This is a genomic window from Actinoplanes cyaneus (assembly GCF_016862095.1).
Lineage (GTDB): Bacteria > Actinomycetota > Actinomycetes > Mycobacteriales > Micromonosporaceae > Actinoplanes > Actinoplanes cyaneus.
On sequence record NZ_BOMH01000004.1, the window covers coordinates 105,738 to 117,435 of the forward strand.

Consider the following 11,698-nt stretch of genomic DNA (forward strand, 5'->3'; position numbering starts at 1 on the left):
CATGACTGAGTCCACGAAACAGCAGGTCGTGGAGATCCGGACCGGGCTGTCCCACGCCCTCGGCGCCGCGGGGCACGCTCTCGCCGACGCCGAGCACGAGGCGGGCGAAGCGACCACGCGCTGGGAGCGGATCCGCGCCGCGGCACAGAGCCGGGAACGCAAACTGGCCGCCGCGCGCGACGAGCGGCTGCGCTCGATCGACGAGTGGCACGACACCGAGCTCGGCGCGCTGGCCGGGGCGGCAGCCGGCGCGGCTGACCGGGCGGCGCCCGGCGCGGCCGGCGAGCCGTGGCATTCGTGGGAGCCGACCCCGCTGGCGAAGCCGGCCGAGCTGCGGATCGGGCGGTTGCTGCTGCCGGCCGCCCCCGCGCCGGCGGCCCCGGCCGAGCCGGGCCGCCCCTGGCCGTGGGACGAGGACGCGACGGTGTCCCCGCCGCCGGAGTCCCCCGAGGTGCCGGCATTGGTGCAGCTGCTCGACCACGGGCACGTCGTCGTGCAGGGCGACCGGAAACTCGGCGACGACGTGGTGGCCGGTCTGCTGCTGCGTGCGCTCGGGACGAGTGTGCCGGGCACGGTGCAGGTGATCGGGTACGACCCGGAGCACCTCGGCGGCGGGCTGGCCGGGTTCGCCGCGCTCGCCCCGCCGCGGGTGCTCACGTTCGTCGCGCCGAACGCGTTGTCCCAGCTGCTCGACGACCTGGTCGGGCACGTACGGCGGATCAACGAGACGGTGCTGGCCGGGGAGTACTCCTCGCTGCGCGAGCTGCACGCGGCCACCAAGCGCCGGCCGGAGCCGTGGCGGGTCGCGGTGCTGCTCGGCGCCGGCGAGCTGAACCGGCACGAGCGTACCCAGCTGGAACGCCTGCTGCGGACGGGTGCGGCCTGCGGAGTGCACCTGATCGTCCACGGGCTGCGGGTCGACCCCGGGCCGGGGATCGAGTGCGTCACCGCCGCCCCCGGCAACGACGCGCGGATGAGCAGCGGCGGTGACCTGCTGATCCGTCTCGACCCCGGCCCGCCGCCGGCCGTGCTCACCGCCACGTGCCGGCAGATCGCCGAGGCCGTCGCGGCCGGTCCCGCCCCGGTCGCGCTGGACAGCCTGCTGCCCGACGAGAGCGAGGAATGGCGGGAGAGCTCGGCGAACGGGCTGACCGCGCCACTGGGCGACAGTCCGCAGGGCACCCGGGTGCAGGTCACGCTCAGCGACTACCCGCCGCACGCGCTGATCGCCGGGCCGTCCGGCACCGGCAAGACGAACCTGATCTACGCGTGGATGGGCGCGCTGGCGGCCCGCTACTCCCCCGCCGAGCTGGCCTTCTACCTGCTCGATTTCAAGGAGGGCGTGTCGTTCGCCCGCTTCGCGCCCGGCCGCCGGGACCAGAGCTGGCTGCCGCACGTCCGGCTGGTCGGGGTGAACGTCAACACCGACCGTGAGTTCGGCCTGGCGCTGCTGCGCTTCCTCGGCGCGGAGCTGCGACGGCGGGCCGACGCGGCGAAACAGCACGAGGTCACGAACCTGGCCGAGCTGCGCGCGGAGAACCCGGAAGGCGTCTGGCCACGGATCGTCGCCGTCGTCGACGAGTTCCAGGTGCTGCTCTCCGGGCGGGACGCGGTCACCACCGAGGCCGTCGACCTGCTGGAGGACCTGGCCCGCCGCGGCCGCTCGCAGGGCATCCACCTGATCCTGGCCAGCCAGGACATCTCCGGCATCGAGGCGCTGTGGGGCCGCCCGGCGCTGGTAGCCCAGTTCACGCTGCGGATCGCTCTGCCCCGGGCCCGCCGGGTGCTCGCCGAGCAGAACACCGCCGCCGAGTCGCTGCCCCGCTACCACGCCGTGGTCAACTCCGACTCCGGGGCGACCGACGCGAACCAGATCGTGCGGGTGCCGGCCGCCGGGGACCGCGAGCAGTGGAGCGCGCTGCAGCACCGGCTGTGGCGCCGGCTGCCCCCGGGCGAGCTGCCGCCCCGCCTCTTCGACGGCGACGTGCAGCCCAAGCTCGACAGCAGCCCCGACTTCCGGGCGCTGGTCGCCGAGGACTCCCCCGCCCCGGTGGCGCTGCTCGGCGAAACGATCGACGTGATGTCCCGCTCCGGGCGGACCGTGCTGCGCCGCGCGCCCGGCCGCAACCTGGCCGTGCTCGGCACCCGCGTCGAGGAGGCCTGCGCGGTGCTGGCGACCGCCGGGCGCTCGCTCGCCGCCCAGTTCAGCCGGGACGGGGCACGCTTCTCGATCGCCTGCTTCGACCCGGACGCGCGGCCCGCCGCCGAGGCGCTGCACGCCCGGATCCCGGACTGTGGATGGTACGACGCGTCGAACGTCGACTGGCTCCTGGAGGACGCGGCCGCCGAGTCCACCGCGGCGTGGCCCGCCGACCGGCCGCACTTCATCCTGCTGTACGCCGCGGACGCGCTCCCCGGTGGCAAGGCGACCCTCGACCACCTGCGGACCGTGCTGCGACAGGGCCCGGAACGCCGGCTGCACGTGCTCGGCTGGTGGCGCGGCGCCGGGCTGCTGCGCGACACGCTCGGCGGGCCGGGCTCGCGCACCGACCCGATCGGCGCGTGGGTGGCGCTGGACGTGCACGGCAGCGAGCTCGCGCCGTTCTACCCGGGGACCGGGGCGCCGAACTGGTACCCGCGGCCCTGGCGGGCGCTCCACTTCGACCGCTCGGTGCACCGCGGCGCCGAAGTGATCATTCCGTACGGTGCCTCATGAGCGAATCCTCGGGCTCGGTCCTGAACTCCTGGCGGCGTGATCGAGCTGCGAGTGAGTCATCAGGCTCGGTATTGGCCTCATGGCAACGCCGGAGAGCAGCGGAGGTGGCGGCATGAGCGATCTGCAACCGGCCGACTTCGACCGGGCCGACTACCGGACCGTGCTGCGCCGGCTGACCACGCTGGACCAGCGGGCCGCCCGGCTGCGCGCCGAGGCCGAACAGTGGCACACCGACCAGCGCGCGACCGCCGCCGAGGCCGTGCGGGACGCCGAGACTCAGGTGCGGGCCGCCCGGCAGGCGGTCAAGAAGGCGCGGCGCGACCTCGAGGAGGTCGACGCGCGGGCGGCCGGGCTCTGGGCCGAGTACGTGCACCGGGTCGGGGCGGTCGCCGAACGCTTCGGGAAACTGCCGCCGGCCGGCATCCCCCGGCAGCGCGCCGACGAGCGGCCACCCGGCGAATACCTGGCCGAGGTCGAGAAACGGATCAAGTGGACGCCGCCGGCGCGGCCGATCACGTTCGGCGTCAAGGTGCTCTTCGTGATCTTCGGGCTGGTGGGCGGGATCCTCGGGGCGATCGGCAACCAGGTGCTGCGTGAGACCGGAGCGGCGGCCATCGGGGACTGGCACCAGGCCGCCCCGGTCGTCGCGCTGCTGGTGCTGCTCGCCTGCCCGGTCCTCGCGGTGGTCGCGGCGAAACTCGTCGCGGACCGGCGGAAGACCGGGCTCGACACGGCTGCGGTCGTGACCGTGCTCGGCACGGGGCTGGTGACCGCGATGCTGCTGTTCACGGCGGTGCAATACGCCGGCTCCTGACGGCGTACGCACACCTGGGTTGATCTCAATCGGGCGGGCCGACAGGGCTGCCCTGAGCGGCGGGGCTGTCCACGGCGGCCCCGGGGATGCCACGCCGGCTCTCGTCGTGATCGGGGTTCTCGTCCTGGTACTCGTCGTCCTGCTCCGGGACTCCGGAATCGGCGATGCTGTCGAGGTCGTCATTCGGGTCGGTCATGAGTGGGTGCGTACCCCATCAGACGCCGTGAATGCACAGCCGGAGTCGTGACACGACGCACCCGCCTGTCGTGAGACGGATGGCGGTGGGCTCCCGGGGCGACGACATCCCGATCCGCTGTCAGCGGCGGTCCGTCGTCACACGGCCAATCCGCCCGTCATCACAGGACCCACCCTCCCAAGGGGGAGCCCCCGCTGACCAGTATCGTCCCGACGCCCAAGATCATGCCGGCCGCCTGTGGACAACGCGCCGGTGTGGAAAACTCCCGCCGGCCCGCATCCCGGAGTCCGGCCGGCCGCGAACCGAGCTCAGGAGCGTGGCCGGGCCGCGGCTCGCCGGCGCTCGGCCTCCTCGACCAGCGCCTCCGGAACATCCAGGTGCTGGCCGGCCCCATGGGCCTCGTCATACTCCAGGTCACCGGCGGTGTCGAACTCGGGACCGGTCGTGTCGCCCGGCTGCGGCGGGCGGGCGTCCAGCTCGTCGTGCGCATCGGTCATGTTCTCGTTCTACCCTCCGGCGGGCCCCGGAACCAGCGTTACCGCGCATTCGTCCCGGGCCCGCGGACTCAGCGGAACGGGGTGGGCGGGGCCGCTCCCCGTGCGGCGGCCCCGCCCCGGTCACGGCTGAGGATCCTCCCGCAACTCCACGTGGCGGACCCGGAAGTCACCGCGTGTGACCGGGCCGAACGGGGCCGGTGCCAGGCAGGTGCCGACCCGGGCCTGCACCCAGGTGCCGTCCTCCTCCTGGTCGGCGCTCATCGACCAGCTGTACCCGGCCCGGTCGCCGTGACCGCCACGGCCGCCGTCCTGGACACTGAAACCGACCCGCTTGCCGACCCAGTCCGCGACCGGGGTGTCGGCTCGCGTGACGACGGCGGTCATCGCGGCGTACCCGGGACTGGTGATCAGGCAGTCGACGGCGGCCTCGAACGTCACGGTGACGTTCGACGTGGCGACGTGGTGCGAGACCCGGACGGTGCCGGTCGCGTCCATCGGCAGACCCTGCGGGCGACCCGGCAGCGGACGGGTGAAGGGGTCGGCTTTCACATCAAAGCTGAATTGGCGTACGTCGTTGTCGGGCGCGAAAGGCAACCGGAACTCGGCGGTGCCGGTGACCCGGGAGACCGGGTCGTTCGCGGAGGCCGGGACGGCCCCGCCGGCGATCGTGATCGTGGCCGCCGCTGCGGCGACCCATCGAACCGTGTTTCTCATCGTCGTCCCTCCGGTGGGCGCCGCCACGGTGGTGGCGCCTTCGCGGTCCAGACTCGTCGGAGTTCGACGACGATTGATCCCCGTGGCGAGGGGTTCGCCTCCCCCGCTGGAGGGAGGTCACCGTTGGCCGGAGGCGGCACCGGCGCGGGTCACGGGCCGCTCTTCGTGCCGGCCCTGCACCGCGGCCAGCCCTGCACCGCGGCCAGCCCTTACGCCGTCGGCGGCACCGGCCTACGCCGGCTCGGGCTCGGTGTGACCCGGATGACGAGGGGTTGACTCTGCCCCTGGGGCAAAGCCCAGCCTGGGTTGCAGCGGCGCAGATGCCGCGGATGGAACCGGAAGGGGATGGGTATGCGAGCGATGTGTTGTGGATCGGCACGTCCGGCTGGCAGTACAAGGACTGGCGCCCGCCCAAGGGCGCCGGCGACACGGGGTTCCTCTATCCGGCGTCGCTGCCGCAGCGGCTCTGGCTGGAGCATTACGCGGAGCGGTTCGCCACCGTCGAGGTGAACAACGCGTTCTACCGGCTGCCCGAGCGGGAGACGTTCGCCGCGTGGCGCGAGCGGACGCCCGAGGGGTTCGTCGTCGCGGTCAAGATGAGCCGCTACCTGACGCACATCAAGCGGCTGCGGGAGCCGGCCGAGCCGGTGGCCCGGTTCATGGGCCGGACCGAGGGGCTCGGCGACAAGCTCGGCCCGGTGCTGCTGCAGCTGCCACCGAACCTGCGGGCGGATCTCGGCGCGCTGGACGAGACGCTGTCCCTCTTCCCGGCCGGGGTGCGGGTCGCCGTCGAGCCGCGGCACGAGAGCTGGTTCACCACCGATTGCGAGAAACTGCTCCGGGGGTACGGGGCGGCGCTGTGCTGGGCGGATCGCAAGGGCCGGCCGGTGACACCGCTGTGGCGCACCGCGGACTTCGGCTATCTGCGCTTCCACGAGGGGGCGGCGCGGCCGTGGCCCCGCTACGGGCGGTCGGCGCTGGGGACGTGGCTGGATCGGATGGAGGCCGATGGCGTACGGGAATGGTTCGTCTTCTTCAACAATGACCCCGGTGGCGCCGCCGTGATCGACGCCGGTGTCCTGGCCCGGATGGCGGCGCGACGCGGGCTGGAGGTCAGCCGCGTGCCGGACGTCCACGCCCGCCCGGCCGCCACAGGCTGAGCGGGGCGCGCTTCTTCGTCGAGCACCGATCAGGAACCGGGCGCGGATTCGGCGGTCTCGCCCAGCAGATCGATCAGGGTCGTCGCGTTCCGCTGCGCATAATCGCCGAGGCAATTGTTCATCAGCACATGTGTGCTATTCGCCTGAGCGGCGAGGGATCGCAGTTTCGGCGCCCACTCGGCAAGTTCCTCGTCGGAATAGCGATACCCGAACTTCTCCTGAATGTCCTTGCTCGTCCACTTGTCGCTGTGCCCGTGAAATCGCACGACCGCCAGATCGGCCGTCGCCTCCAGCACCGGCGGCACCGACGACTTGTGTCCCTGCGGCATGTCCACGGCGACGTACGGAAGGCGGTGCGCCCGGAGAAAATCCAGCGTCTCGCCCTGATTCCCGCCCTCGAACCAGCTCGCGTTGCGGAACTCGAACACCGGCCGGAACGGCTTGCACCGGGCCGTAACCTCCAGGAGGTATTCCTTGTTGGACCTACTGATGCCGAACCACGGCGGGAACTGGAACAGCAGCGCCCCGAGCTTGTCGACCGAGGCCAGCGGGTCGAGCGCGGTCAGGAAGCGGCTCCAGACCTCCTCGTACGTCTGCGGTGGCAGATCGTGGGGGTAGACGTTCTTCTTGGCCGTCTCCGGCCGCAGGTCCTTGTAGAGCGCGGAAACCCTGGTCGGATGCCCGGTCAGCAGACTGAACGCCTTGATGTTGAAGATGAAGCCGTCCGGCGTGCGGTCGGCCCACAGTCGCGTGGTCCGCTCGTTCGGCGGCCCGTAGTACGTCGAGTCGACCTCGACGACCGGGAACTGCCGCGCGTAGTAGGCCAGACGCTTCTCCGGGTTGTCGGCCGCCGCCGGGTACCACCCCGACTCGATCAGCGTCTTGTCGGTCCAGCCACAGGTCCCGATCCTGATCCGTCCCATGTCTGCCTGGTGCCCGCTCCCGCCCCCACGGAAACGGGCACCCACCGGCGCCCGGAACAGGCACCTGCCGGCGCCGCGAACGACGCCGAAACGCCTCAGCTGGCCCGGCGCTCCCGGACCTGCTTGCAGTTCACGCACGTGGTCGCCGACGGGAACACCTCGAGCCGCTCCACCGGAATCGGGTTGGAGCACCCCTCACAGTTCCCGTACGTCCCGTCCTCGAGCCGCTGCATCGCATACTCCGCCTGGGTCCGGCGGTCGAGCAGCGTCCGCAGCAGCGACCCGGCAGCGTCCCGCTCGGCCGTCTTGGACCCGCTGTCGGCCTGGTCGTCCCCGGCCGAGTCGCCGATCTCGACCAGCCGCAGCCGATGGCTCTGCGCGACAGCCTCCTCGTACTCCGCGTCGAGCTCCTCGAACCTGGCCCGCAGGAGCACCCGGATCTGGTCGACCTCCTCGGACGAACGTCGATTCACCGCGCTACCGCCCTTACCGGCCACAACCGCTCCGTTGACGAGCATGCAGTCCCCCTGCCCTTCCCTCAGCCCAGCCGGTGGGTCCCCGGACCGGCTTGTGGAGCCGCCTGATACCCACCGCCGGAGGTCCCAAACGAGACCCCCGCAAAAAAGTAACCGGAGCATAACTGTCAGTGGTGGGTTCCGCCACGGACTCGGCATACGGGTCTTGTGCCGACCATCACCCTGCGGGTCACTCCACCGCTGTGACCAGGGCCGGACGCTGCGGATCGTCCAGCCGGACGACCACGTCGGCGAACGTCGCGGGGGCGACCTCGTCCACATATCGGGCGAAGGCCGGCAACGTCCACCGAGTCTCGCCGGGTGTCCGCCGTTCCAGCGCGGCGGCCGACATCTCAAGGTGGACGGTGAGGTCGAAGGGCAGCCCGGAGCCGAGCAGCAACGGCCCGCTGACCAGCACGATCGCGTTCTCCGGGAGGTCGCGGTAGGGCTCGCGGGCAGCCCGGTCGGTGTCCGGGTTCCACAGACGCGTGACGATGCGCCCGGAGCCGCCGGGCCTGGCCGGGTCGAGCACTTCGCGGATCAGGCCCGCCTCGTCGAACCAGCCGGTGTAGAAAGAGTCCGGATTCTCCCGCCCGAACTCCAGCCGGACGGACGCCGGCCGCAGGAAATCCCTGGTGTCGACGCGCACGGCCGGTCGCCCGAGGACCCGAAGCGGGTCGACCAGGGCGTCGGCGAGCCGGCCCGGGTCGGCCGCGTCCGCGCCGTCCACGGCCACCCGGACCCTACTGTCGGATTCCCGACCGGCCAGCCGTTGCGTCAGATCATGGACGAGGACGGCGAACGAGACGGGACGCACACGCATGTGCTCCATCGTGCGGCATGATCGTCACCCGGACGCCATCGGCCCGCGCGCAGGCGCCCAGATGTGCGGCAGGATCGTGACCCGCGCACCATCGGCCCGCGCACAGGCGCCCAGATGTGCGGCATGGTCGTCACCCGGGCGCCGTCGGCCCGCGCACAGACGCTCAATCGTGCGGCATGATCGTGACCCGGGCGTCGTCGGCCAGCCGGTAGCCCACGCCGTAGACGGTGGTGACGGCGGGCACGCTCGCGCCCAGCTTGAGCCGCAGCCGCCGGACGTGCACGTCGACGGTGCGCTCCCCGGCCCGTTCGTAACCCCACACGCCGGCGAGCAGCTGGGCCCGGCTGAACACCCGGCGCGGCCGCTCGGCGAGGTAGAGCAGGAGGTCGAACTCCAGACGGGTCAGCGGGACCGCCTCACCCTCCAGCAGCACCTGGCGGGAGCCGGTCAGCAGCCGCACCTCGGGGCCACTGGGAGCGGGCTCGGGCTCCGGCTCGGCCGGCAGCGAAGCCGACTCCACGGTGACCGTCCCGCGGCTGAGCTCGACGAGCTCACGGACTGCGGCGAGCAGGCGGTGCGCCTGCGGGGAGACCGCGTCGCCGGTGAGTGGAATGGCGAGCGTCACGGTCAGCGCCGGTTCGGAGCGCCGGTTGCCTGGGCCGCGGCCCGGTCCGGCAGAACGTCGATCGGCTCGCGGCGACAATGCGCTGACCGGCATTGATTGATCCCCCAGGAAATTTGTTGCGGCAAACGAATATGAGTGATCACTGTGCGTTAATGCGCGCCTGATATTTCCGGTCGGCCGCTTTGCGGGTCAAGTCGCCATCCACAGTGTGAGAAAGACGTTCCACATTGTTCCCGGTAACACGAATGCATTCGGTAACGCTTTCTGTCAGCTGCATTAAGCATTGCCGAACCCCATGCGTCTGACCTGGGCCGGAACAGCATGTAGGGGGCGTCACGCTCGAGCGACGCCCCCTACATGCTAAAAAAACGTGAAATCAGCCACCCGACGTGAGACGGCGGCCGACAGCCGCGATCAACCGGTCCAGCTCGGAGCCGAACGGGTTGTCGTGCACCAGGTAGGTCCACGTCGCGCTCGGCCGGACGATCTCGGCCCGGTCCGGCTCCCAGCCGTCGGTGAGATCGACCTCCTCGAACGTCTCGATGGTCCGCTCCTCGACCTTCGTGAGCAGATCCTGGAACGCCGGAACCGCGGAGCGGTGGAATTCGTCGAGCGGGTCGAGCTTGCCCAGGGCCCGCAGGTGCACGCCCTCACGGACCTCCGACAGGTACGCCAGGTGGTCCGCCCAGAGCCGGTCGAGGTGGAAGAGCGCGATTGCCCGGGCCGCGTCGGAGAGCACGTCCTCGTCGGTCTCCTTCGCCTTCTCCGGCGACTTCTCCAGCAGCATGATCGCGGCCACCTCGGAGGTGAGCAGCCGCTCCCGGCGCTCGGCCAGCAGCAGGCGCTGCTGCTCGATCACCACGCTGTAGCGCCAGGTGTTGCGGTGGATCTCGTGGTTGACGCCCTCGGCGACCCGCTGCGCGTGCTCGACCGCGTAGTCCACCTGCGGGTCGTGCACGACGCCGTCCATGTCCATCCGCGGCGACGCCGGCAGGATGTCGCCCGCGTGCCGGGAGACCAGCTCGTCCTCGAGGCTGACGAAGAAGACCGAGGCGCCCGGGTCGCCCTGGCGGCCGGCCCGGCCACGCAGCTGGTCGTCGACGCGGCGGCTGTCGTGGCGGCCGGCGCCGATCACGTACAGCCCGCCGAGCTCGACGACCTTGTCGCGGTCCTTCTCGTCGCTGCCACCGAGGCGGATGTCGACACCACGGCCGGCCATCTGGGTGGAGACGGTGACCGCACCGACCGCACCGGCCTCGGCGATGATCGACGCCTCCTCGGCATCGTTCTTGGCGTTCAGCACGTGGCACGGCACGCCGGCCTCGGCGAGCTGCTCGGCCAGCCGCTCGGACGCCTTCACGTCGAGGGTGCCGATCAGGACCGGGCGGCCCTTGTCGTGCGCGATCTTGATCTCCTCGACCAGCGCCTCGTCGCGGGTGTCGTGCGCCGAGTAGATCCGGTCCGGGTCGTCCTCACGGATGTTGGGTGTGTTCGACGGGACGACCGCCACCTCGAGCTTGAAGTACTCCCGGAGCTGCTCGCCGACGTGCACCGCGGTCGCCGTCATGCCACAGACCGTCTTGTAGAGCGCGATGTACGCCTGCACCGTGACGGTGTTCAGCACCTCGCCCTCGGCGGTGGCGGACAGCCCTTCCTTGGCCTCGACGGCCGCCTGCAGCCCGTCCGGCCAGCGGCGGCGCTGGGCGACCCGGCCGCGCATCTCGTCGATCAGCTCGACCCCGCCGTTACGGACGATGTAGTCCACGTCGCGGCGCAGCAGGGCGTGCGCGTGCAGGGCGACGTTCACCGCGGACAGGTGCTCGACCTGGTCGTCGGCGTACAGGTCGATGCCGCCGAGCTTCTCCTCGACGTTCTTCAGGCCGGCCTCGGTGAAGGCGACGCTGCGCCCGTCCTCGGCGACCTCGTAGTCCTTGCCGTTGCGCAGGGTCTTGACCAGCTCGGCGGCCTCGTGGACCGGGTCGCTCTCGGTGTTCGTCGAGCCGGCCAGCACCATCGGCACGCGCGCCTCGTCGATCAGGATCGAGTCGGCCTCGTCGACGATCGCGGTCGCCAGGTCGCGCTGCACCCGGTCGGCCACGTCGGTGACCAGCTGGTCGCGCAGGTAGTCGAAGCCGGCCTCGGAGACGGACACGTAGGTGACGTCCGCCGCGTACGCCTCCCGGCGCTCCTCCGGGGTCATCGCCTCGGTCACCGAGCCGACGGTCAGGCCGAGCAGCGTGTAGATCGGCTCCATCCACTCGGCGTCGCGCTTGGCCAGGTAGTCGTTGACGGTCAGCACGTGCACCGGGCCGTTGCCCAGGCGGGTGTGCCCGTACGCGGCGATCGTGGCGGTGAGCGTCTTGCCCTCACCGGTGGCCATCTCGGCGACCCGCCCGGAGAGCAGGGCCATCGCGCCGAGCAGCTGAACGTCGTACGGCCGCTGACTGATCGCCCGGCGGGCGGCCTCCCGGCCCACCGCGCAGATCTCCGTGAAGTCGGACGCCTCCCGCGCGGCGTCGGTCAGCGCCGCGTCGTCCAACTCCTTCAGAGCCTCTTCGCGGGCCTCGATCGCGTCCAGGCGCTTCGACAGCGGGCCGAGGTCCACAGTCGTGCCGGGACGCTGCAAAAACTTGCGGAATCGGTTCTTCAAACGCTGCGACACACCCATGGCGCGCAACGGTACTTTATTTCGCTGTTGACCATCCGCCGGACTCC

Annotated in this window: 11 protein-coding genes; 3 read left to right on the forward strand and 8 right to left on the reverse strand. The window is 71.5% G+C overall.

What is annotated here, in order from left to right:
* Position 1 precedes the first annotated feature (1 nt).
* Both Acy02nite_RS03195 and Acy02nite_RS03200 read left to right on the forward strand, forming a co-directional pair.
* Positions 2 to 2,716, forward strand: a complete 2,715-nt coding sequence (locus tag Acy02nite_RS03195; RefSeq protein WP_203738243.1) for an FtsK/SpoIIIE domain-containing protein — start codon at positions 2 to 4, stop codon at positions 2,714 to 2,716.
* Positions 2,717 to 2,828: 112 nt separating this feature from the next.
* Complete coding sequence (locus Acy02nite_RS03200) at positions 2,829 to 3,530, forward strand: hypothetical protein (RefSeq protein ID WP_203738244.1); 702 nt, start codon at positions 2,829 to 2,831, stop codon at positions 3,528 to 3,530.
* A 25-nt stretch (positions 3,531 to 3,555) separates the two neighbouring features.
* On the opposite strand, the gene Acy02nite_RS03205 is transcribed toward Acy02nite_RS03200, so the two are convergent.
* The 3 genes from Acy02nite_RS03205 to Acy02nite_RS03215 form a co-directional block, all read right to left on the reverse strand.
* On the reverse strand, positions 3,556 to 3,726 hold the full coding sequence (locus Acy02nite_RS03205) for a hypothetical protein (protein ID WP_203738245.1): 171 nt from the start codon (positions 3,724 to 3,726) through the stop codon (positions 3,556 to 3,558).
* A gap of 308 nt (positions 3,727 to 4,034) precedes the next feature.
* Entirely contained in the window at positions 4,035 to 4,223 is a 189-nt protein-coding gene (locus Acy02nite_RS03210; RefSeq protein WP_203738246.1) for a hypothetical protein, read from the reverse strand.
* 120 nt (positions 4,224 to 4,343) lie between these two features.
* Positions 4,344 to 4,937, reverse strand: a complete 594-nt coding sequence (locus Acy02nite_RS03215) for a hypothetical protein (RefSeq protein WP_203738247.1) — start codon at positions 4,935 to 4,937, stop codon at positions 4,344 to 4,346.
* Positions 4,938 to 5,266: 329 nt separating this feature from the next.
* On the opposite strand from Acy02nite_RS03215, the gene Acy02nite_RS03220 reads away from it, so the two are divergent.
* Complete coding sequence (locus Acy02nite_RS03220; RefSeq protein WP_239174144.1) at positions 5,267 to 6,097, forward strand: DUF72 domain-containing protein; 831 nt, start codon at positions 5,267 to 5,269, stop codon at positions 6,095 to 6,097.
* 29 nt (positions 6,098 to 6,126) lie between these two features.
* Here Acy02nite_RS03220 and Acy02nite_RS03225 read toward each other — a convergent pair whose 3' ends face one another.
* The 5 genes from Acy02nite_RS03225 to secA2 all read right to left on the reverse strand — a co-directional run bounded on the left by Acy02nite_RS03225 (position 6,127) and on the right by secA2 (position 11,651).
* Positions 6,127 to 7,020: a DUF72 domain-containing protein gene (locus tag Acy02nite_RS03225; protein ID WP_203738248.1), complete on the reverse strand. Its 894-nt coding sequence runs from the start codon at positions 7,018 to 7,020 to the stop codon at positions 6,127 to 6,129.
* Between the two features lie 95 nt (positions 7,021 to 7,115).
* The gene (locus tag Acy02nite_RS03230; protein WP_203738249.1) at positions 7,116 to 7,538 is read right to left on the reverse strand and encodes a TraR/DksA family transcriptional regulator; all 423 of its coding nucleotides are present in this window, start codon (positions 7,536 to 7,538) and stop codon (positions 7,116 to 7,118) included.
* Positions 7,539 to 7,725: 187 nt separating this feature from the next.
* Positions 7,726 to 8,358 carry a nucleoside/nucleotide kinase family protein gene (locus tag Acy02nite_RS03235; protein ID WP_203738250.1) on the reverse strand — a complete coding sequence of 211 codons (633 nt, stop codon included), beginning with the start codon at positions 8,356 to 8,358 and terminating at the stop codon, positions 7,726 to 7,728.
* 163 nt (positions 8,359 to 8,521) lie between these two features.
* The gene (locus tag Acy02nite_RS03240) at positions 8,522 to 8,983 is read right to left on the reverse strand and encodes a winged helix-turn-helix domain-containing protein (RefSeq protein ID WP_203738251.1); all 462 of its coding nucleotides are present in this window, start codon (positions 8,981 to 8,983) and stop codon (positions 8,522 to 8,524) included.
* A gap of 376 nt (positions 8,984 to 9,359) precedes the next feature.
* Positions 9,360 to 11,651, reverse strand: a complete 2,292-nt coding sequence (gene secA2, locus Acy02nite_RS03245) for an accessory Sec system translocase SecA2 (protein ID WP_203738252.1) — start codon at positions 11,649 to 11,651, stop codon at positions 9,360 to 9,362.
* Positions 11,652 to 11,698: the final 47 nt, after the last annotated feature.